23 protein-coding genes and 1 tRNA gene are annotated in these 19,848 nt (G+C 58.9%); 6 read left to right on the forward strand and 18 right to left on the reverse strand.

The genetic code is table 11. The features are described 5' to 3' along the window. Window positions 1–26: 26 nt before the first annotated feature. The 17 genes from hrpT to AC0IYH_RS14335 form a co-directional block, all read right to left on the reverse strand. Window positions 27–230, reverse strand: coding sequence for an HrpT family type III secretion system protein (hrpT, locus tag AC0IYH_RS14255; RefSeq protein WP_116629223.1), 204 nt, complete (start codon window positions 228–230; stop codon window positions 27–29). Further along, on the reverse strand, window positions 227–2,365 hold the full coding sequence (gene sctC / locus AC0IYH_RS14260; protein ID WP_116629222.1) for a type III secretion system outer membrane ring subunit SctC: 2,139 nt from the start codon (window positions 2,363–2,365) through the stop codon (window positions 227–229). The genes hrpT and sctC overlap by 4 nt, the downstream gene beginning before the upstream one ends. Window positions 2,366–2,709: 344 nt before the next feature. Then, window positions 2,710–2,940 carry a hypothetical protein gene (locus AC0IYH_RS14265; protein ID WP_116629221.1) on the reverse strand — a complete coding sequence of 77 codons (231 nt, stop codon included), beginning with the start codon at window positions 2,938–2,940 and terminating at the stop codon, window positions 2,710–2,712. Between the two features lie 100 nt (window positions 2,941–3,040). Further along, window positions 3,041–3,631, reverse strand: coding sequence for a type III secretion system stator protein SctL (sctL, locus tag AC0IYH_RS14270; protein ID WP_116629220.1), 591 nt, complete (start codon window positions 3,629–3,631; stop codon window positions 3,041–3,043). Further along, complete coding sequence (locus tag AC0IYH_RS14275; protein ID WP_471834850.1) at window positions 3,615–4,190, reverse strand: type III secretion protein; 576 nt, start codon at window positions 4,188–4,190, stop codon at window positions 3,615–3,617. The genes sctL and AC0IYH_RS14275 overlap by 17 nt, the downstream gene beginning before the upstream one ends. Further along, the gene (sctJ, locus tag AC0IYH_RS14280; RefSeq protein ID WP_122773635.1) at window positions 4,183–4,968 is read right to left on the reverse strand and encodes a type III secretion system inner membrane ring lipoprotein SctJ; all 786 of its coding nucleotides are present in this window, start codon (window positions 4,966–4,968) and stop codon (window positions 4,183–4,185) included. Before sctJ ends, AC0IYH_RS14275 begins: the two co-directional genes overlap by 8 nt. A gap of 3 nt (window positions 4,969–4,971) precedes the next feature. After that, window positions 4,972–5,328, reverse strand: coding sequence for a hypothetical protein (locus AC0IYH_RS14285; protein WP_122773636.1), 357 nt, complete (start codon window positions 5,326–5,328; stop codon window positions 4,972–4,974). A gap of 85 nt (window positions 5,329–5,413) precedes the next feature. Next, window positions 5,414–5,569, reverse strand: a complete 156-nt coding sequence (locus AC0IYH_RS14290) for a hypothetical protein (RefSeq protein ID WP_163821434.1) — start codon at window positions 5,567–5,569, stop codon at window positions 5,414–5,416. A 217-nt stretch (window positions 5,570–5,786) separates the two neighbouring features. Further along, a complete protein-coding gene (locus AC0IYH_RS14295; RefSeq protein WP_277420877.1) occupies window positions 5,787–6,713 on the reverse strand; it encodes a sigma 54-interacting transcriptional regulator in 927 nt (308 codons plus the stop codon). 289 nt (window positions 6,714–7,002) lie between these two features. Continuing rightward, window positions 7,003–8,103, reverse strand: a complete 1,101-nt coding sequence (gene ychF, locus AC0IYH_RS14300; protein WP_053254256.1) for a redox-regulated ATPase YchF — start codon at window positions 8,101–8,103, stop codon at window positions 7,003–7,005. Between the two features lie 21 nt (window positions 8,104–8,124). Next, entirely contained in the window at window positions 8,125–8,709 is a 585-nt protein-coding gene (gene pth, locus AC0IYH_RS14305) for an aminoacyl-tRNA hydrolase (protein WP_122773637.1), read from the reverse strand. Window positions 8,710–8,877: 168 nt separating this feature from the next. Beyond that, on the reverse strand, window positions 8,878–9,483 hold the full coding sequence (locus AC0IYH_RS14310) for a 50S ribosomal protein L25/general stress protein Ctc (RefSeq protein ID WP_116629216.1): 606 nt from the start codon (window positions 9,481–9,483) through the stop codon (window positions 8,878–8,880). Between the two features lie 139 nt (window positions 9,484–9,622). Continuing rightward, window positions 9,623–10,564: a ribose-phosphate pyrophosphokinase gene (locus AC0IYH_RS14315; protein ID WP_003208392.1), complete on the reverse strand. Its 942-nt coding sequence runs from the start codon at window positions 10,562–10,564 to the stop codon at window positions 9,623–9,625. A 46-nt stretch (window positions 10,565–10,610) separates the two neighbouring features. Then, window positions 10,611–10,685, reverse strand: a tRNA-Gln gene (locus tag AC0IYH_RS14320). A 37-nt stretch (window positions 10,686–10,722) separates the two neighbouring features. After that, window positions 10,723–11,526, reverse strand: a complete 804-nt coding sequence (gene ispE / locus AC0IYH_RS14325; RefSeq protein ID WP_471834970.1) for a 4-(cytidine 5'-diphospho)-2-C-methyl-D-erythritol kinase — start codon at window positions 11,524–11,526, stop codon at window positions 10,723–10,725. A 49-nt stretch (window positions 11,527–11,575) separates the two neighbouring features. Next, the gene (gene lolB, locus AC0IYH_RS14330; RefSeq protein WP_122674799.1) at window positions 11,576–12,193 is read right to left on the reverse strand and encodes a lipoprotein insertase outer membrane protein LolB; all 618 of its coding nucleotides are present in this window, start codon (window positions 12,191–12,193) and stop codon (window positions 11,576–11,578) included. Window positions 12,194–12,197: 4 nt separating this feature from the next. Continuing rightward, entirely contained in the window at window positions 12,198–13,922 is a 1,725-nt protein-coding gene (locus AC0IYH_RS14335; protein ID WP_116629213.1) for a tetratricopeptide repeat protein, read from the reverse strand. Window positions 13,923–14,104: 182 nt separating this feature from the next. On the opposite strand from AC0IYH_RS14335, the gene hemA reads away from it, so the two are divergent. From hemA to AC0IYH_RS14365, 6 genes are all read left to right on the forward strand, one after another. Then, complete coding sequence (gene hemA / locus AC0IYH_RS14340) at window positions 14,105–15,394, forward strand: glutamyl-tRNA reductase (protein ID WP_116629212.1); 1,290 nt, start codon at window positions 14,105–14,107, stop codon at window positions 15,392–15,394. Further along, window positions 15,391–16,473: a peptide chain release factor 1 gene (gene prfA / locus AC0IYH_RS14345; RefSeq protein ID WP_116629211.1), complete on the forward strand. Its 1,083-nt coding sequence runs from the start codon at window positions 15,391–15,393 to the stop codon at window positions 16,471–16,473. Before hemA ends, prfA begins: the two co-directional genes overlap by 4 nt. Continuing rightward, a complete protein-coding gene (gene prmC, locus AC0IYH_RS14350) occupies window positions 16,474–17,304 on the forward strand; it encodes a peptide chain release factor N(5)-glutamine methyltransferase (RefSeq protein ID WP_471834853.1) in 831 nt (276 codons plus the stop codon). Beyond that, on the forward strand, window positions 17,298–18,053 hold the full coding sequence (locus AC0IYH_RS14355) for a molybdopterin-synthase adenylyltransferase MoeB (RefSeq protein WP_122773639.1): 756 nt from the start codon (window positions 17,298–17,300) through the stop codon (window positions 18,051–18,053). Before prmC ends, AC0IYH_RS14355 begins: the two co-directional genes overlap by 7 nt. Then, window positions 18,046–18,840, forward strand: a complete 795-nt coding sequence (murI, locus tag AC0IYH_RS14360; protein ID WP_471834855.1) for a glutamate racemase — start codon at window positions 18,046–18,048, stop codon at window positions 18,838–18,840. The genes AC0IYH_RS14355 and murI overlap by 8 nt, the downstream gene beginning before the upstream one ends. Window positions 18,841–18,945: 105 nt before the next feature. Further along, window positions 18,946–19,464, forward strand: a complete 519-nt coding sequence (locus tag AC0IYH_RS14365) for an acyloxyacyl hydrolase (protein ID WP_116629207.1) — start codon at window positions 18,946–18,948, stop codon at window positions 19,462–19,464. Window positions 19,465–19,540: 76 nt separating this feature from the next. On the opposite strand, the gene AC0IYH_RS14370 is transcribed toward AC0IYH_RS14365, so the two are convergent. Further along, entirely contained in the window at window positions 19,541–19,846 is a 306-nt protein-coding gene (locus tag AC0IYH_RS14370; protein WP_101266332.1) for a YkgJ family cysteine cluster protein, read from the reverse strand. Window positions 19,847–19,848: the final 2 nt, after the last annotated feature.

Raw genomic sequence — 19,848 nt, forward strand, 5'->3', positions numbered from 1 at the left:
TTGATCGCCAGGCATTTTGCCAGGGCTTATCGTTCCAACGATATCGTCTGGTAGTCCGCCCGTTCGCCGGAAGGGCCAGGCTCGACGCGCATCTGCGGTGGCCACCAGATCACCATTCGATCCTTGGTCGCTTGTGGGCGTGAGCAGGAGTCGCCCTTGCAGGTTGGGGTGCAGCCGGCGATAAGCAGCACTGTGCTGATCAGGGTGACGCACAACACGTGGTGTTTCATGGTGTTGCCTTCTTCGCTGGAGTGATCAAGGAGGGGCGGGGAACGCCGATGTGTTCATCTTTCACCACTGGGCGCATGGCGATAAATACCTCGGCTTCTTCACCCGGTTTGAGCCAGGCGCGCGGCCACACGGTGACGGCCAGGGTTTGCGAATTGCTGCATTCTTTTTCGTCGATACGCACATTGCGCTTGAACTGGTTACGCAGCACCACCACCGCCACATTGAACTCCGGGCCGGCATACCACTGGCTGCGTTCGGTGTTCATTGCCAGTAGGTCACGGGTGCTGCACAGGGTGTCCAGGCTCAGGGGCATCGGTGCGGCCTTGAATGCCAGGGGCACTTCACCGGACACCAGGCGAGCCAACGTGCCGGTGATGTCACTGCGCTTGATCACCGGCTGATGTTCGGCATAACGCCTGGCCAAAGGCTTGAGAGCGGCTTGTAGCTCCACCTGATCGTCTTGAGGCAGATAACGTGAAGGGTCGGCCTGATCGCCCATGACGCGTGGGGTCAGGATAAACAGGCGTTCGCGGCGATTGTTCTGGCGTTCGGAGGAGGAAAAAAGCGCCCTGCCCAGCAGCGGAATGTCCCCCAGCAGCGGGACCTTGCTGCGTTTGTCAGTGCTTTCGGTGACATGGAAACCACCCACCACCAATGAGCGCTTTTCCGCGATGACCGCCTGGGTGCTGACCTTGCCGCGGCGTACGTCGGGCCCGATGCGATCGGGGTTTGATTCGTCGAAATTACCGTCTTCGATATCTACGGCAAGGTGAACCTGATGCGCGCCACCCGAGGTAGTCACCCTGGGCACCACCTGGAAACTGGTGCCGACGGTGATGGGCAAGATGGTCGCGACCTCATTGCCTGCCGTGAGGTACTGGGTACGGTTGAAGTCGATGACCGCCGGCTGGTTTTCCAGGGTGAGGACCGAGGGGTTGGACACCATGGTCGCCAGGCCGCGTTGCTCGAGCGCGCGTATATCGGCAAAGAAGCGGTCCCGGCTGGCGATCGACACTTGCGATGACGTGCCCGGCGCCATGTTCACGCCGCCACGGAAGCGGCTGTTCTGGAAACCCCAGGTCACCCCGAACTCACGCAATTGAGTGCGCTCGATATCCAGGATGATTGCGTCGATTTCCACCAGCTTGCGCGCCACGTCGAGCTGGGTAATCAGTTCGCGGTACATCGCCTGGCGCTCTGGCAGGTCGTAGATCAGCACAGCGTTGTTGCGTACATCGGCTTCGACGCGAATTCTGCCTCTGGACACGGGCGCACGAGGGGTGAGCGTCGCACCGCTGTCCAACTGCCCGGCGCTCCCTGTTTGACCGAGCATTTGCCCCAGCAAAGGGTTGTTCAGCCGGGGAATGTTCGCAGTGATAGGCGAAGGTTGTGATGAATTGAGGCCCGTGTTCATCGACGAGAGGGTGGACGCTCCCCGCGGCTCCAATAACCCCTGCAGCATGCTGGCGACACCCGGGATGGTAATTTTTTCGCCGCGATAGTCAATTTGGCGATCCGCTGCGTTGGCGAACTTCAGCGGGTAGCTGAGTACGCTCTGCTTTTCGTCGGCGGTTTTACGCTGGCTGCTGAATTGCTTGATCTGGTCGATGTAGCGCTTGGGACCAGAGACCAGTACCACGCCATCATCAGGCAGTTCACCCCAGCCGAAACGGCTGTCAAGCAAGCCGATATCGGTCAGGGCCCGCTTGAGGTCGGCGACGGTCTCGGCAGAGACTTCCAGCCGCGCGGACTCCTGCAGGTCCAGCGTGCTGATATAGAGGGTATTGTTGTACAGGTACCACTGGAAGCGGTGTTCCACCGCCAGCCTGTCGAGCATTGACTGGGGGGTATTGGCGCGTATCTTGCCGTTGACGGTCCCGTCCAGAAGGCCGTCAATTTGCAGTTGCGTGCCAAACGTCTGAGCGAAGTCCTCCAGTACATCGCCCAGGGGCTTATGCTCGGCTTCATAGGCGTAGGCGGTATTTCTCCACTCCGGGGGAATGGCGGCAAGGGTGCTGTGCAGCGGTGCCAACAGCAAGGGCAGCGCTAGCAAACTGCGCCAGTGAACGCGTTTTACCAGGATGGCAGGCGAATTTATGCGCAAGCCGGAGTGCTTGTTGATCTTGCTATACATGACAAGTTCTCTGTTTCAGTGCGGTAGCGTACGAAGGGGAGTGGGCTGCAGATCGCACCCAGCCTTAGTCAGGCGCGCAGTTACGCCACGCCGGGTTTCGCGTTGGTTGAAAAGGGCTTCCAAAACATTCCGCAGGTACTCCGGCCTGACGTTTCGTGGCGGGCATCCCACCGGCCGCAAGTGGCCAGCGCCTGGCGCCGAGGCAAGTGCGCCCTGGATATGCACCAGGCTGGACGGAGTGGCTTGGTTTGAACGCAGCAGTTGGGTGCGTAGCACGTTGACCGAGCACCTGAGAGCGCTGCATACCACCACTCAAACAGTCAGTCAGAAAATGCTGTGCGGCACTAGACGACATTTATGGCGCTTTTTACAGTTTCGTGCTGATAGCTGATGTAGGCCGCGGTCACTGTATAGCTGACACCATCGTTGATTTTCCCTTGCAAGATTTTGTCGAAGGCCATGGAGAGCTCTTCGTCTGCGCCCCCGTTTGAAATATCCTCCTCGATTTGCTTGGAAACAGTATTGGAACGAGCTTGCTGCCTGTAGAGACCATCAAGAAAGCGGGCGTCACTCATCGCATTAACTCCAGTGGGGTTCTACTCCTATGTGGCAACCGATGGATGACCGGTTCCTCCCACGGATTAAATTGTTAATAAAAAAATACTGAATGCGCTGTTACTTGTATCGACCTTCGGGGGGAATGATCACCAGGTTGTTGACGGCATCAGTCCAGTTGATGTGAAACCCGCCATCTTCGGTTTCAAGAATCAGCGACCTGGCGGCGAGCCCGTCCTCGACGCGCAGTGCCCATGGCACATCGCAGTGATTGCTCAGCCATTGCTCGACATGTTCGCGGTCCAACGGATGACACAGCAGGTTCGCCTCGACAGTCGGAAGTTGGGCAGTCAACAGCTTATTGAGCAGTACCGTAAGGCGTTGAGCGGGTACGGTCTCCTCCAGCAAGCTGCGGATAGCCATCCTGATAACTGAGCTGGCGGCAGTTTCCAATTGGTCGAACATCGCTTGTCGGTCCGATTCCCAGCGATGAAGTTGAGCGTTGGCGCGCTGCCAGAACTCATTGCTTGCACTTTCCAGTATGTGCTCGCACTGGCTTTCGGCTTGGCGTATGAGTGCCTGTGCCTGGGCTTCCGCGTGTTCGAGGATTTCACGGGCCTGGGTATATTCGGCAAGCATTTCCCGAGGAATCAAGGCTGTCGACAGGTCGCTCGAGCGGGCGTTGAGCTCGACTTTATGGGTGCAAAACATGGTTGGCTATCTCGGGGGAGGTGCGCAGCGCTTCATCTACGGAGGTAGAAGTTGCACGCCAAATAGCGGCTTGCCACAGAATGTCCAGGCGGCCTTGAGCGTCCACCAGCGTTGGGTGCTGCTCCAATTCAAGCACCCTCTCCAGTGCAAAGTTCAGGCGCAATCGCTGCCATGTAGCGGGTGTGACCCACGCGCGCAGGTAGTGCAGGGGGTCGTCGATGCTCAAGGGTGTCGGACCGGGTGGCAACGCTTTGGCCAGGCGCTGGCACCAAAGTAGCTGTCCTTGGCTCAAGCGACTGTCGTAAGGCGCGTTGTATACCTCATTGACGAGTGTGAGTATGAGGTCTCGTTGTTGCGAGCTACTGCGCACCAGTTGCAGCAAGGCCGCAGACACGGGTGGAGGAAGTTCGGCTTTGATGCCGAACAGATTGCTCGCCCGGGCATGATGGCTGCGAGAAAGTGCCGTTGTTTCAACAAAGCCCGTTAGGGTAAGCCAGTCAATGTGGGCGTTCTCCCATGGGCAGGCCCACCATTTCGCCCAGCGCAGTTCATCACTCATGAGCGTGTGCTATCTCAGGCTTGGGTGCCGAAGCGGGCCTTGTCCTGCGGCGCCAGAACAGCCAGGCACCGGCACCCAGCAAGAGCCCGAGCACAGGCACGAAAGTGCTCATAAGCCAGATACCGAGGTCTTGTTCCGGAACCAGGAAAGGGCCGAAATAGGCAAGCTGTTGCTTATCTATGTAGGCCGTGGCGGGTACGAAAACGACGGTCAGCTTTGTCGTATTGTCTATAGCCGAGGCCATGCCGGGGATACTGCTGGCCACCAACCTGCGCACTCGCGCATTGATATTGTCAGGGTCCAGGCGCGGGTCATGCTTGATGAATATAGAGGCGGATGCCGGCTGAACTGGCTCTCCAGGCGCTATTCGCTCAGGCAACACCACATGCACCCGTGCGACGAGAACACCGTCAATATTGGATAAGGTCGCTTCCAGTTCCTGGGACAGTGCATAGATGTAGCGCGCGCGCTCTTCAAGCGGCGTCGAGATGACCCCCTCTTTGCGAAAGATTTGTCCCAAGGTCGAGCGTGCAACCTTGGGCAGTCCAGCGGCGTCCAGGGTACGAACGGCTCGATTGATGTCACTTGCCTTGACGCGCACAGCGACGCCGTCTTTTCCCGGAATCTTTTGGGCGCGAATCTGTTTGTCTGCCAGTTCCGCGATGACTTCATTGGCTTCCTGTTCGGAAATATTGCGATGCAGTTCTACACTTTCACCGCAGCCGGTGAGCAACAGCGCCAATGAAAAAAATAAGAGGGTGCTTAGGCGGCGGTACATGCACTACCCCATGGTTGAAATTTTGTCGCAGGCTTTTGCGATTGCGCCGACGACCTTGACCTGTGAAATCACATTGACATGTGATTCGGCAAGCAATTGGGGTAGCTCATTCATACGCTTGTTCTGGCTAGCGTCCCGAAAACCTTTGGAGAGGCGTCTCGATATTTCCGACGACTCACGACTGCCCCAGCCTGAATCAGTAGAGGCCACGGCGCGAGGGTGTCCTTTATCGGGTTGATCGGTCTTGTTCATTTCGGCCAGGAAAAAGTTGACCTCAGAAGATCGATGAGTCTCGGCAGGGGCATCCGGCGCTGTGTTGATCTTTCCGTTCGTGGTGAAGTATTCGTGGGTGATGAGCATATGTCCCTCTATCGAACGTATCGAGTGTGGTGACCCACGTTAAGTGAAGCCCTCTCAGCGGATGAGTTGAGAGGGCTTGATCTGCTTAGTAACGTACTGCTTTGGTGTTGGCTGCCGTTGCGTTGAATCTAGCGATATCCGCTTCTTCCTTGGCCTTTTGTACGCCATCCCATTTCTTTTGTTCTTCGATGCCTTTTGTAGCTATTTCTTGTGGACTGGTACCCAAGCCGCCTATTGCCATGATTCACCTCTTGAACTTTAAATCGATAGCGAGCGTTCGCTGTCGGGGGTTTATGAGCGGCATTGAAATCGCTCGTTGTATATGTGGCTTACACGAGATGAAACGTTCCAGTTCTCCTGCAGGGCGGGTGTGGATAATTATTTCTTAATGTTTTTTTTATCTGAATTACGTAACGGCAGGTGCACGCAGGCAAGTTTCGGCATTACGTCCACGCGCTTTATGCCAGCTGTACGTCGAGCTGTTTCATCCGGTAGTAGAGCGTACGCTTGGCGACCTTCAGCTCAGCTGCCACGCTATCGACACAGTGGTCGTTACGGCGCAGCGACTCTTCAATCAAGGCTTTTTCAATTTGCTGCAACCGCGCCTTCAGGCTCAGTTCATGAACATGGGGGTTGAGTATTGGGGGGGAAAGGGGTGGCAGGCCCAAGACGAACCGCTTGGCTGCAGAGCGCAATTCGCGGACATTGCCTTGCCAGGAATGACACAGCAATTGCTGCAGCAATTCACCGGGCGGTGTCGGGGCCGGGCATTTGAAGAGGTCGGCTTCTTGCTGGATCATCCCCTGGAATAACGGAATGATCCGCTCTCGTCGGTCTCGCAGGGCAGGAAGTTGGAAGCTGACGACATTCAGGCGAAAGTACAAGTCACGTCGGAACGTGCCTTGTTCGACCATTGCCAGCAGCGACTGCTGGGCCGACGCAATAACGCGCATGTCCACAGGAATGAAGCGGGTTGAGCCCAGGCGCTCCACGCCACGCGTCTCCAGTACGCGCAGCAGCTTGGCTTGCATGCTTAAGGGCATGCTGTCGATCTCATCGAGATACAGGGTGCCCAAGTGAGCAGCCTCGACAACGCCGGCCCGCGATTGCAGTGCGCCTGTATAGGCGCCGCTGTTGACACCGAATAACTGGCTTTCGGCGAGACTTTCCGGGATGGCCGCGCAGTTCACGGCAACAAAGTTACCTCGGCGCCCCGATAGATTATGTATTCGTTGCGCCAAGGTATCCTTGCCTGTGCCGGTTTCACCCAATAGCAGTATGTCAATGCTGAGAGACGCGGTGTTAACGAGTGTACTTTCAATGTCCGGGCTTTCGATCAATGAGATATATGTTTCATTTTCCTGCAGAGGGGCGGCCGACGTCAAAAGGGTGCTCCATTATTGCTTTGCGCGATTAGGGAAAGTGTCAGCGGGCGCGTTTTAATAGAATGGAAAGCATAAGTTTTTTCTTCCTGAATTGAAGTAGGAACTTGCGCAGTTGGCGTAGGATAAGTTAGACCGTTGCAGGTTTATTTCTTTTTAAGGGGTAGTCAGTAGGGGAAATTAAAAATCACAGGTGTCTAAAAGTTTTTTGGCCGTGTGTGTAATCGTTGCCCACAAAAAAGCCGATGCATTGCATCGGCTTTTTATTTGCGACGTTAACCGCAGGTATTACTTACACGTTGAAACGGAAGTGCATCACGTCGCCATCCTTGACGATGTATTCCTTGCCTTCCAGGCGCCATTTACCGGCTTCCTTGGTACCGGCTTCACCCTTGTACTGGATGAAATCGTTGTAGGCGATGACTTCGGCGCGGATAAAGCCTTTTTCGAAGTCGGTGTGGATCACGCCGGCGGCCTGTGGGGCGGTGGCGCCGACCTTTACGGTCCAGGCACGTACTTCTTCGACACCGGCGGTGAAGTAGGTCTGCAGGTGCAGCATTTCGTAGCCGGCGCGGATCACGCGGTTCAAACCAGGCTCTTCCAGGCCCAGGGCCTCGAGGAACATGTCTTTCTCTTCGCCGTCATCCAGTTCGGCGATCTCTGCTTCGATCTTGTTGCACACCGGCACCACGATCGCGCCTTCTTCGTCGGCGATGGCCTTGACCACGTCGAGCAAAGGGTTGTTCTCGAAGCCGTCTTCAGCGACGTTGGCGATGTACATCACTGGCTTGGTGGTCAGCAGGTGGAAGCCTTTGATGACTGCCTTTTCGTCGGCATTCATGCTCTTCATCAGGCTGCGTGCCGGTTTGCCCAGGGTGAAGTGAGCGATCAACTGCTCCAGCAGGCCTTTCTGGACCACTGCGTCCTTGTCGCCGCCCTTGGCGTTACGCGCGACTTTCTGCAGTTGCTTTTCGCAGCTGTCGAGGTCGGCGAAGATCAGTTCCAGGTCGATGATCTCGATGTCGCGTTTCGGGTCGACGCTGTTGGAGACGTGAATCACGTTCTCGTCTTCGAAGCAGCGGACCACGTGGGCGATGGCATCGGTTTCACGGATGTTGGCCAGGAACTTGTTGCCCAGGCCTTCACCTTTCGATGCGCCAGCTACCAGGCCTGCGATGTCGACGAATTCCATGGTGGTCGGCAGGATGCGCTTTGGATTGACGATAGCCGCCAGCTCCTGCAAGCGCGGGTCCGGCATGGCCACGATGCCGCTGTTCGGTTCGATGGTGCAGAAGGGGAAGTTCTCCGCCGCAATACCGGATTTGGTCAGAGCGTTGAACAGGGTGGATTTGCCGACGTTGGGCAGGCCGACGATGCCGCAATTGAATCCCATGGTGTTTCCCCTCGGTAAGAGTCAGGCCTTCTGGCTGTGCAGGTTTTTCATCGCGCGGTTCCATTCACCGGCTAAGATATCCGGCAGCACGCCGAGGGCAAAATCGATGCTGGCATCGAGTTTTTCCTGTTCGGCGCGTGGCGCACGACCCAGGACGAAATTTGAAACCATACTGGCAACGCCTGGGTGGCCAATGCCGAGCCGCAGACGGTAAAAATTATTCTGATTGCCCAACTGCGCAATGATGTCGCGCAGGCCATTGTGGCCGCCATGCCCCCCGCCCAACTTGAGTTTGGCAACACCGGGAGGCAGGTCCAGTTCGTCATGGGCCACCAGGATTTCTTCGGGTTTGATCCGGAAGAAGCCCGCAAGCGCCGCGACAGCCTGGCCGCTGCGGTTCATGTAGGTGGTGGGAATCAGCAGACGAACATCCTGACCCTGGTGCGAAAAGCGCCCGGTCAGGCCAAAATATTTGCGATCGGCCGCAAGGTTCACACCTTGTGCGTGGGCGATGCGCTCAACAAAAAGGGCCCCCGCGTTATGCCGGGTCTGTTCGTATTCGGCGCCTGGATTTCCCAGGCCAACGATCAGTTTTATGGCAGTCACGACAGGGGCCCTTCCTTTGGAGTTGTGGATAACATCGCCGCGACCTGAGTGCGGCGAAAGTGGACGACAGGAGCTCACTTATCCAGAGATAAACTTCGCGTTGTCGCCCGCTTTCTCGCTACGTTCCGGTCCGCGATGTTTCCTCAAGCTCCGGCAATACAGAGTGAATTACTCTGCAGCGCCTTCTTCAGCTTCATCTTCAGCTACAACACGTGGCGCGTGGACGTTGGCAACAGCCTTGTCGTCGTTGTGAGCCAGTGCTACGAACTCAACGCCTTTAGGGGCTTTGAGGTCGGACAGGTGAATGATGGTGCCGATTTCAGCAGCCGACAGGTCGACTTCGATGAACTCAGGCAGATCTTTCGGCAGGCAGCTTACTTCGATCTCGGTAGTAGTGTGGGAAACAACGCCACCTTTCTTGACCGGAGCTTCTTCACCAACAAAGTGCACAGGCACGATAGCGGTCAGTTTCTGGCCGGCTACGACGCGTACGAAGTCAGCGTGCAGAACGTGACCCTTGGACGGGTGACGTTGCAGAGCTTTGATGATGACGTTTTGCTTTTTGCCGCCAACGTTCAGTTCGATCACGTGGCTGTAGGCAGCATCGTTTTCGAGCAGTTTGGCAACTTCTTTAGCCAGCATGCTGATGGATTCAGGGGCTTTTTCGCCACCGTAAACTACAGCTGGAACCAGGCTTGCGAGACGACGCAGGCGGCGGCTCGCACCTTTCCCCAGGTCGGAACGCACTTCAGCATTCAGAGTAAAATCGTTCATGTTGTATCTCCAAAATAACCACATTCGCCCCAGCGTTTGCGACCAGCGCTAAAGGCGATATGGGCAAAAAAGCCCCGCCCCAACAGAATGCTGGGGCGGGGCGCTTTTCGTCAGTGAGATGTTACGTAAGGTTTGACCCTTAACGGAACATCGCGCTGATCGATTCTTCGTTGCTGATGCGGCGAACCGCTTCGGCAACTACCGGTGCGATATCCAGTTGACGGATACGCGAACAGGCTTGAGCTGCTGCGGACAACGGGATGGTGTTAGTCACCACCAGTTCGTCCAGCATGGAGTTCTCGATGTTCTCGATCGCTCGGCCCGACAGCACAGGGTGTGTGCAGTAGGCGAAGACTTTTGCTGCACCGTGCTCTTTCAAGGCTTTTGCCGCGTGGCACAGGGTGCCGGCGGTGTCGACCATGTCATCAACCAGAATACAGGTACGCCCTTCGACATCACCGATGATATGCATCACTTCAGAGTGATTGGCTTTCTCACGGCGTTTGTCGATGATCCCGAGATCCACGCCCAGGGATTTGGCAACAGCCCGTGCACGCACGACGCCACCAATGTCCGGGGACACGATCATCAGGTTTTCAAAGCGCTGGTCTTCGATGTCGTCCACCAATACTGGCGAACCGTAGATGTTATCTACCGGGATATCGAAGAACCCCTGGATTTGGTCAGCGTGCAGGTCAACCGTGAGAACACGGTCGATGCCTACCACGGTCAGCATGTCAGCAACGACTTTCGCGCTGATAGCCACACGTGCGGAACGCGGACGGCGATCCTGACGGGCATAACCAAAGTAAGGGATTACAGCTGTGATTCGAGTCGCTGAGGAGCGGCGGAAGGCATCAGCCATCACGACGAGTTCCATCAGGTTATCGTTGGTCGGAGCGCAGGTCGGCTGAATAATGAAGACGTCTTTACCGCGGACGTTTTCATTGATCTCGGCTGTAATTTCGCCGTCGGAGAATTTACCGACAGAGATGTCACCGAGAGGGATATGCAGCTGACGTACGACACGTCGAGCCAGATCGGGGTTGGCGTTCCCCGTAAAGACCATCATCTTGGACACGCGCAGTACCTAGAGGCTGAGGGTAACCTGGATGAGTATTAGAAAATGGCAGGGGCGGCTGGATTCGAACCAACGCATGGCAGGATCAAAACCTGCTGCCTTACCGCTTGGCGACGCCCCTGTATCTGTTGCAACGAGTACCCAGTACTCGGTTCCTTTTAGAGCAGACTTTGCAGCTTGCGATGCAACATCGAAACGTTGCTTCCCTTTGCTACAAACCCTGTAAGGGTCTCTGTAAGAAGGGCCGAGACTTTATCAGCTTCAGCTTTGCTTGGGAAGCCCCCAAACACACAACTTCCAGTTCCGGTTAATTTTGCTTCGGTAAATTTACCTAACAAATTCAAAGCGTTACGTACCTCTGGATAACGCCTTGCTACAACCGGTAAGCAGTCATTTCGACTGTTTCCCTTGGGAACGGGGCGCACTTTAATGGGAGAAGAGTTACGTGTCAACAACGGATCTGAAAAAATTTCTGCTGTACTTACAGATACTTGCGGGACAAGCACGACATACCAAGGCTCTTCGGGGTATTGCGGGGTAAGTTTCTCCCCGACGCCCTCGGCAAAAGCGGCGCGTCCATGCACGAAAACCGGGACGTCGGCGCCCAGCGTAAGGCCTAGCGCAGCCAGGCGATCATGGTCCCAGCCCAGTTGCCACAAGTGATTCAGGCCGAGCAATGTGGTCGCGGCATTCGAGCTGCCGCCACCGATGCCACCGCCCATGGGCAGGATTTTATCGATCCAGATGTCGATGCCCAGCGAGCAACCAGATTGCTCCTGCAGCTTTTTCGCCGCCTTCACAATCAGATTGCTGTCGTGGGGCACACCTTCGAATCCGGTGTGCAACTGGATCACGCCGTCATCGCGGACGGCGAACGTGAGTTCGTCGCCGTAGTCGAGAAATTGAAACAGCGTCTGCAGTTCGTGGTAGCCGTCTGCACGGCGCCCGAGAATATGCAGCATCAGATTGAGTTTGGCCGGGGAGGGCAGCGTCAGCTTTTGCACGGTCACGTTATTGCCCCAGCTTGCGCGGTTGCCAGTCCTTGATCACCAGCGTGACGTCGAGGTCGGTGCCGTGCAGCTTGATGCGCTCGGGCAGCCAATAACCGCTTTGTTGCACGTAGCTCAAATACTCGACCTGCCAGCCATCCTGCTCCAGCGAGGCGAGGCGGCTGTCGCCATTGAGGCTCAGGCGGCTTTTGCTGTCCGGCGCGGGCAAGCCACGCACCCACCACACCAGATGCGAAACCGGCAGTTTCCAGCCGATCTGCTCTTCCAGCAGCGCTTCCGGCGAGGTCGCCTCATAGCGGCCCTGGTTGGCCACTTCAAGGCTGACTTGCCCCGGTCGGCCGGTCAGGCGGGCGGCGCCTCGGCCGAGTGGGCCGGACAGGCGAATGTCGTAGTAGTCCTGGCGTTGCAGCCAGAACAAGGTGCCGCTGCCGGAATCTTTTGGCGCGCGTACCCCGACTTTGCCTTCGATCTGCCAGCCATCGATGCTGCTGAGCTGGTCCTTGTGCTGTTGCCATTGCGCCGGGTTGCCCTGGCCCTCAACGGATTCACGGGTGCCGACGCCCGCGCAACCGGCGAGCAGGGCGATGAAGCTGAAAACGATAACGTGGCGCAAGAACATAAGCTTAAAGGGTCTCGGATCCGGTCAGGCGCTTGATGGTGCCGCGCAGGATGGGGCTTTCGGGTTGTTCCTTGAGGAATTTTTCCCAGACTTGCCGGGCTTCGCGCTGCTTGCCATTGGCCCACAGCACTTCGCCCAGGTGGGCGGCGACTTCCTGGTCGGGGAAGCGCTCCAGCGCCTGGCGCAGCAAACGCTCGGCTTCGTCCAGGTTGCCCAGGCGGTAATTCACCCAGCCGAGGCTGTCGAGGACGGCCGGGTCTTCCGGGTTGAGCTTGTGGGCTTGCTCGATCAGCACCTTGGCTTCGGCGTAGCGCGTGGTGCGGTCGGACAAGGTGTAGCCGAGGGCATTGAGCGCCATGGCGTTGTCCGGGTCGCGCTTGATGATCAGGCGCAGGTCTTTTTCCATCTGCGTCAGGTCATTGCGTTTTTCCGCCTGCATGGCGCGGGTGTAGAGCAAATTCAGGTCGTCGGGGTATTGCAGCAAGGCTTGCTGCAATACCTTCCAGGCGCGCTCGCCCTGATTGTTGGCCGACAGGGTCTCGGCCTGGATCAGGTACAGCTGGATCGCGTAATCCGGTTCGGCATCGCGAGCGGCGCCCAGGCGTTTTTCCGCTTCGTCGGTGCGGCCGTTGCTCATCAGGATATCGGCTTGGCGCAACTGAGCGGGCAGGTAGTCGTTGCCGGGGCCGACCTGGGCGTATTCGAGCAGGGCGGCTTGCGGGTCGTTGCGCTCCTCGGCAATGCGGCCGAGGTTCAGGTGCGCCGAATCCACATGGCTTTCGCGCTGGATCAGCTCTTCCAGGTAGCCCTTGGCCTCGTCCCAGGCCTTGGCTTCCAGGCACACCAGCGCCAGGGAGTAGCGCAGCTCGTCGTCGTCCGGGTATTGCTGGACCAAGGCGGCGAACTGCACTTTGGCGTCCTCCATGCGGTCCTGCTCCACCAGCGTGCGCGCGTAAGTCAGGCGCAGGCGCTTGTCTTCCGGATACTTCTTGATGCTTTTTTCCAGCAGCGGAATCGCTTCCTTGCCGCGATTGAGGTTCTGCAGCAGGCGTGCACGCAGCAGGATCGGCGCGATTTCGCCGTCTTCCGGCGGGTTCTGCTCCAGCAGCTTCAGCGCAGCCTCGGCTTCGTCATCCTGTTGCAGCAGCAAGGCCTTGCCGAAAATCAGCTGGCTGTTCTTTGGGTGTTTTTGCAGCAGGCGGTCGAAACTCTTCATCAGGCCATTGCGCGTGTCCTGGTCGGTGTCGGCGGCCGACAGCGCGAGGAAGTCGAAATGGGTGTCGCCCTTGCCCTGCAGGACTTTCTCCATATAGACCATGGAGTCGTCATAGCGCCCGGCGCGTGCCAGCTGGATGGCGGCGGCGCGCTGTGCTTCCAGGTCATCCGGGGCGTTTTTCGCCCAGATCAGCGAGGTGTCCAGGGCTGCCTGATCGGCGCCCAGGTACTCGGCGATGCGAAACGCGCGCTCGGAAATGCCCGGATCCTGCGTGTTGATGGCCTGGGTCACGTAGTTATCCAGCGCAATGTCGAAACGATTGCGTTGGCCGGCCAGCTCCGCGCTCAGCAGGCTGAACACCGTTTCTTCACTGAACGAGGAATAAACCTTGGGCTTTTCAGGGGCGGGGGTGCTGTCTTCCACCGGCGGGGTACTGTCCGGCGACACGGGTGCCATGGCCTGGCAGCCGCTGAGGAAGACAAAAGCAAGGAGCAACGCGGAAGATCTATTCATATAGGAAGAGGACGACTAACCTGCGGTCGGATCATCATGACACAAGCCCTCGGCCAAACATAACCGAGTCTCAGTTGATGCCTTTATAGACACAAGGCATTAGGACAATAGACGACGGTGGTTGTTCTGAATCTTTCGAAGTAGGACAATTGCCGGCTTCCCGACATCATCAGCGATATTGAATGGCCTTCCTCGCACTCGGTATTAACCACAAGACTGCAACCGTAGACGTGCGCGAGCGCGTGGCGTTTACGCCAGAGCAGTTGGTTGAGGCCTTGCAGCAGCTCTGCCGGCTCACCGACAGCCGCGAAGCTGCAATCCTTTCGACCTGCAATCGCAGCGAGCTGTATATAGAGCAGGAACATCTTTCAGCGGATGTGGTACTGCGCTGGCTGGCCGATTACCACCATTTGAGCCTCGAGGACCTGCGCGCCAGTGCTTATGTGCACGAAGAGGATGCGGCAGTTCGTCACATGATGCGCGTGGCGGCCGGGCTCGATTCGCTGGTGTTGGGCGAGCCGCAGATTTTGGGCCAGATGAAATCCGCCTACGCCGTAGCGCGCGAGGCCGGCACCGTCGGCCCGCTGCTCGGCCGGCTGTTCCAGGCCACCTTCAATTCTGCCAAGCAGGTGCGCACCGACACCGCCATCGGCGAAAACCCGGTGTCCGTGGCGTTTGCCGCCGTCAGCCTGGCCAAACAGATTTTCAGCGACTTGCAGCGCAGCCAGGCCCTGCTGATCGGCGCCGGCGAAACCATCACCCTGGTCGCCCGCCACCTGCATGACCTGGGCGTGAAGCGCATCGTGGTCGCCAACCGCACCCTGGAGCGCGCGAGCATCCTGGCCGAGCAGTTCGGCGCCCACGCGGTGTTGCTGTCGGACATCCCGGCCGAATTGGTGCGCAGTGATATCGTCATCAGCTCCACCGCCAGCCAGTTGCCGATTCTTGGCAAAGGCGCGGTAGAAAGCGCGCTGAAGCTGCGCAAGCACAAGCCGATTTTCATGGTGGATATCGCCGTTCCCCGGGATATCGAGCCAGAAGTCGGCGAGTTGGACGACGTTTATCTCTACAGCGTCGACGACCTGCATGAAGTGGTCGCCGAAAACCTCAAGAGCCGCCAGGGTGCAGCCCAGGCGGCCGAGGAGATGGTCAGCACCGGCGCCGAAGATTTCATGGTGCGCCTGCGTGAATTGGCGGCGGTGGACGTGCTCAAGGCGTATCGTCAGCAAGGCGAACGCCTGCGCGACGAAGAGCTGCTCAAGGCCCAGCGCTTGCTCGCCAACGGCAGCAGCGCCGAGGACGTACTGATGCAACTGGCCCGCGGCCTGACCAACAAGCTACTTCACGCCCCCAGCGTACAGCTTAAAAAATTGACTGCCGAAGGCCGCCTCGATGCGCTGGCCATGGCCCAGGAACTCTTTGCCCTCGGTGAGGGCGCGTCAGATAGCTCTTCGGATAAAAAACCGCAATGAAAGCGTCACTGCTCAATAAACTGGACGTGCTCCAGGACCGTTTCGAAGAACTGACCGCCTTGCTGGGCGATGGCGAAGTCATCTCCGATCAGACCAAGTTCCGCACCTATTCCAAGGAATACGCGGAAGTTGAGCCGATTGTGACTACCTACAGCCACTGGCTGAAAACCCAGGCCGACCTCGAAGGCGCCCAGGCGCTGCTCAAGGACAGCGACCCGGACATGCGCGAAATGGCCGTGGAAGAAGTGCGCGAAGCCAAGGACAAACTGGTCCAGCTCGAAGGCGACCTGCAACGCATGCTGCTGCCCAAGGACCCCAACGACGGGCGCAACGTGTTCCTCGAAATCCGCGCCGGTACCGGTGGCGACGAGGCGGCGATTTTTTCCGGCGACCTGTTCCGCATGTATTCGCGTTACGCCGAGCGTCGTGGCTGGCGTGTGGAGATCCTGTCCGAGAACATCGGTGAGCACGGCGGTTATAAAGAAGTCATCGCGCGGGTCGAAGGCGACAACGTCTACGGCAAGCTCAAGTTCGAGTCCGGCGCGCACCGTGTGCAGCGGGTGCCGGCGACCGAATCCCAAGGCCGTATCCACACCTCGGCGTGCACCGTGGCGGTGTTGCCCGAGCCGGACGAGCAGGAAGCCATCGAGATCAACCCGGCTGACTTGCGGGTCGATACCTACCGCTCGTCGGGCGCCGGTGGCCAGCACGTGAACAAAACCGATTCGGCAATCCGCATCACTCACTTGCCGTCGGGCATCGTGGTCGAGTGCCAGGAAGAGCGTTCCCAGCACAAGAACCGCGCGCGGGCCATGTCTTGGCTGTCGGCCAAGTTGAACGACCAGCAAACCAGCGCCGCCGCCAACGCGATTGCCAGCGAGCGCAAGTTGCTGGTGGGCTCGGGCGACCGTTCCGAGCGCATCCGTACCTACAACTTTGCCCAGGGCCGGGTCACCGACCACCGGGTCAACCTCACCCTGTATTCCCTCGACGAGATCCTCGCCGGCGGCGTGGATGCGGTGATCGAGCCGTTGCTCGCCGAATACCAGGCCGATCAGCTTGCGGCGATAGGTGAATAAATGACCATCATCGCCAGCCTGCTGCGCGCCGCCGACGTGCCCGACTCGCCCACCGCGCGCCTGGATGTGGAACTGTTGCTGGCCGCTGCATTGGGCAAGTCGCGCAGCTACCTGCACACCTGGCCGGAGAAAATCGTCAGCAGCGAAGCTGCGCTGACCTTTGCCGACTACCTGCAACGCCGCCGGGCCGGTGAGCCGGTGGCGTACATCCTCGGCCAGCAAGGCTTCTGGAAGCTGGACCTGGAGGTCGCGCCACACACGCTGATCCCGCGTCCGGAAACCGAGCTGCTGGTGGAGGCGGCCCTGGAATTGTTGCCGGCCACGCCCGCCAAGGTCCTCGACCTGGGCACCGGCAGCGGTGCCATCGCCCTGGCCCTGGCGAGCGAGCGCCCGGCCTGGCAGGTCACCGCCGTCGACCGCGTGCTGGAAGCCGTGGCCCTGGCCGAGCGCAATCGCCAGCGCCTGCACCTTAATAATGCTTCGGTGCTGAACAGCCATTGGTTCAGCGCGTTGCAAGGGCAGACCTTTGATCTGATCATCAGCAACCCGCCGTACATCGCCGACAACGACCCGCACCTGGTGGCCGGTGATGTGCGTTTCGAGCCCGCCAGCGCTTTGGTGGCGGGCCATGACGGCCTGGACGACCTGCGGCTGATCATCCAGGAGGCGCCGGCCCACTTGAACGCCGGTGGCTGGCTGTTGCTTGAACACGGTTACGACCAGGCTTCGGCCGTACGCGATCTGTTGCTGAACCAGGGTTTTGAGGAGGTGCACAGCCGCCTCGACCTCGGCGGCCACGAGCGCATCACCCTGGGACGCCGCCCGTGCTGACCGATCAGGAGCTGTTGCGCTATAGCCGACAGATTCTGTTGCAGCAGGTCGACATCGACGGCCAGTTGCGCCTGAAAAACAGCCGCGCTTTGATTGTCGGCCTCGGCGGCCTGGGCGCGCCGGTGGCGTTGTACCTGGCGGCCGCCGGTGTCGGCGAGTTGCATGTGGCGGACTTCGACACCGTCGACCTGACCAACCTGCAACGCCAGATCATCCATGACACCGACAGCGTCGGCCAGACCAAAGTTGACTCGGCATTGCGTCGGCTGACTGCCATCAACCCCGAAATCACTTTGATTGCCCATCGTAGCGCGCTTGATGCCGATTCCCTGGCGGCGGCCGTGGCGGCGGTAGACGTGGTGCTTGATTGCAGCGACAACTTCTCCACCCGTGAAGCGGTCAACGCCGCCTGCGTCGCGGCCGCCAAGCCATTGGTGAGTGGCGCGGCGATCCGGCTTGAAGGGCAATTGTCGGTATTCGACCCGCGCCGCGCCGAAAGCCCGTGCTACCACTGTTTATATGGGCACGGCAGCGACACCGAACTCACCTGCAGCGAAGCCGGCGTGGTCGGTCCGCTGGTGGGGCTGGTCGGTAGCCTGCAAGCGCTGGAAGCCCTGAAGCTGCTGGCCGGCTTCGGCGAACCGCTGGTAGGCCGCTTGCTGTTGATCGATGCGTTGACTACGAAGTTTCGCGAGTTGCGCGTCAAACGCGACCCGGGTTGCAGCGTCTGCGGGACGCACCATGGTTAAGGACGCGCCAATCGGTGTGTTCGATTCCGGCGTCGGCGGCTTGTCGGTGCTGGATGAAATCCAGCAGCTGCTGCCTCACGAATCGCTGCTGTATGTGGCCGACTGCGGGCATATCCCCTACGGCGAGAAAACCCCGGCGTTCATTCTTGAGCGTTCGCGACGGGTTGCTGCGTTCTTTCACGAACAGGGCGCCAAGGCGTTTGTGATTGCCTGCAACACCGCCACCGTTGCGGCGGTTGCGGACTTGCGCCAGGACTATCCCGACTGGCCCTTGGTGGGCATGGAACCTGCCGTCAAGCCCGCTGCAGCCGCGACCCGCAGTGGCGTGGTGGGTGTGCTCGCCACCACCGGCACCCTGCAAAGCGCCAAATTCGCGGCATTGCTGGATCGCTTCGCCACTGACGTACGGGTGGTGACCCAGCCATGCCCGGGCCTGGTCGAGCTGATTGAAACCGGCGACCTGAACAGCCCCGCCCTGCGCCGGTTGTTGCAGGGCTATGTCGAACCGCTGCTCAGTGCCGGTTGCGACACCATTATTCTCGGTTGCACCCACTATCCCTTCCTCAAGCCGCTCCTGGCGCAGATGCTGCCCCCCAGCATTATCCTGATCGATACCGGTGCCGCCGTGGCCCGCCAACTCAAGCGTTTGCTGGGTGAGCGCGATCTGCTCGCCAGCGGCGATCCTGAACCTGCGCAGTTCTGGACCAGCGGTGATGTGTATCACCTCAGAAATATCCTACCGACACTATGGAAACATCACGGAGTTGTGCGAAGCTTCGGCTCGTGAAAAATTCGTGAAAATTCGCTGAACTTCTGACTCTGCGTCAGCTTCTATAGCGAGATGTGCCTGTACAAAAAAACCAACTAACTTCGTTCGGAAAGGATGTTTCTTATGAAGCGCTTGTTCTGTTTGGCCGCGATTGCGGCCGTTGTGGTGGGACACTCTTTTTCGGCCCAGGCCGCCGGCCTGGAAATGGGTGTGGGGAGCACCAGCGATTCGACGCTGACCTATCGGCTGGGGCTCACGTCGGATTGGGACAAAAGCTGGTGGCAAAGCGATACCGGTCGATTGACCGGTTACTGGAGCGGCGCCTACACCTACTGGGATGGCGACAAGCGCGCCAGCGTCAGCAGCCTGTCGTTCTCGCCGGTGTTTGTGTATGAGTTTGCCGGCGAGTCGGTCAAGCCTTACATCGAGGCGGGCATCGGCGTGGCGGTGTTCTCGCGCACCAAGGTTGAAGACAACAACATCGGCCAGGCCTTCCAGTTCGAAGACCGCCTGGGCTTCGGCCTGCGCTTCAACGGCGGGCATGAAGTGGGGATTCGCGCGACGCACTACTCCAATGCCGGCATCAGCAGCAATAACGACGGGGTAGAGAGTTACGCGGTGCACTACACCTTGCCGCTGTAAGCAAATCCCTTGTGGGAGGGGGCAAGTCGAATCGTCGCACCGCCCCTCCCACATTTGAATTTCACAGGGTTCAGAATCAGCGATACGCCGTGGCAATCCCCTGGCGCTCGTCAATGCACTCCGGTGCACCCATCTCGAATTCCCGGCAGATCAGCGGGCGCCGCTCGTAGATCGTGCACATCATCGTGTCGCGGTCCAGCGCCGCGCACCAGCCGTCGTCCAGGCGCAGCATGACTTCGCCGCCCCAATCGTCGGTGTCGATGTAGCGTTCCGGCACGCCGGTGTCGGTGATCAGCATCACTTCCAGTTGGCAGCAGCAGGCCGCGCACGTCGAGCAGGTGACGGCGGGTTCGGTGATCTGGGTGTGGGGGATGTTGGTCATAG

Source organism: Pseudomonas sp. AC463, assembly GCF_979253585.1.

Bases quoted from the DNA above. Each gene is read 5' to 3' on its own strand.
- AC0IYH_RS14285 (WP_122773636.1), bottom strand. From the start codon at position 5,328: ATGCTCATCACCCACGAATACTTCACCACGAACGGAAAGATCAACACA.
- sctJ (WP_122773635.1), bottom strand. From the start codon at position 4,968: ATGTACCGCCGCCTAAGCACCCTCTTATTTTTTTCATTGGCGCTGTTG.
- AC0IYH_RS14310 (WP_116629216.1), bottom strand. From the start codon at position 9,483: ATGAACGATTTTACTCTGAATGCTGAAGTGCGTTCCGACCTGGGGAAA.
- AC0IYH_RS14275 (WP_471834850.1), bottom strand. From the start codon at position 4,190: ATGAGTGATGAACTGCGCTGGGCGAAATGGTGGGCCTGCCCATGGGAG.
- ispE (WP_471834970.1), bottom strand. From the start codon at position 11,526: ATGCTGCATATTCTCGGGCGCCGTGCAGACGGCTACCACGAACTGCAG.
- sctL (WP_116629220.1), bottom strand. From the start codon at position 3,631: ATGTTTTGCACCCATAAAGTCGAGCTCAACGCCCGCTCGAGCGACCTG.
- ychF (WP_053254256.1), bottom strand. From the start codon at position 8,103: ATGGGATTCAATTGCGGCATCGTCGGCCTGCCCAACGTCGGCAAATCC.
- prfA (WP_116629211.1), top strand. From the start codon at position 15,391: ATGAAAGCGTCACTGCTCAATAAACTGGACGTGCTCCAGGACCGTTTC.
- prmC (WP_471834853.1), top strand. From the start codon at position 16,474: ATGACCATCATCGCCAGCCTGCTGCGCGCCGCCGACGTGCCCGACTCG.
- AC0IYH_RS14265 (WP_116629221.1), bottom strand. From the start codon at position 2,940: ATGAGTGACGCCCGCTTTCTTGATGGTCTCTACAGGCAGCAAGCTCGT.
- murI (WP_471834855.1), top strand. From the start codon at position 18,046: ATGGTTAAGGACGCGCCAATCGGTGTGTTCGATTCCGGCGTCGGCGGC.
- lolB (WP_122674799.1), bottom strand. From the start codon at position 12,193: ATGTTCTTGCGCCACGTTATCGTTTTCAGCTTCATCGCCCTGCTCGCC.
- sctC (WP_116629222.1), bottom strand. From the start codon at position 2,365: ATGTATAGCAAGATCAACAAGCACTCCGGCTTGCGCATAAATTCGCCT.
- AC0IYH_RS14335 (WP_116629213.1), bottom strand. From the start codon at position 13,922: ATGAATAGATCTTCCGCGTTGCTCCTTGCTTTTGTCTTCCTCAGCGGC.
- hrpT (WP_116629223.1), bottom strand. From the start codon at position 230: ATGAAACACCACGTGTTGTGCGTCACCCTGATCAGCACAGTGCTGCTT.
- AC0IYH_RS14370 (WP_101266332.1), bottom strand. From the start codon at position 19,846: ATGACCAACATCCCCCACACCCAGATCACCGAACCCGCCGTCACCTGC.
- hemA (WP_116629212.1), top strand. From the start codon at position 14,105: ATGGCCTTCCTCGCACTCGGTATTAACCACAAGACTGCAACCGTAGAC.
- AC0IYH_RS14290 (WP_163821434.1), bottom strand. From the start codon at position 5,569: ATGGCAATAGGCGGCTTGGGTACCAGTCCACAAGAAATAGCTACAAAA.
- AC0IYH_RS14365 (WP_116629207.1), top strand. From the start codon at position 18,946: ATGAAGCGCTTGTTCTGTTTGGCCGCGATTGCGGCCGTTGTGGTGGGA.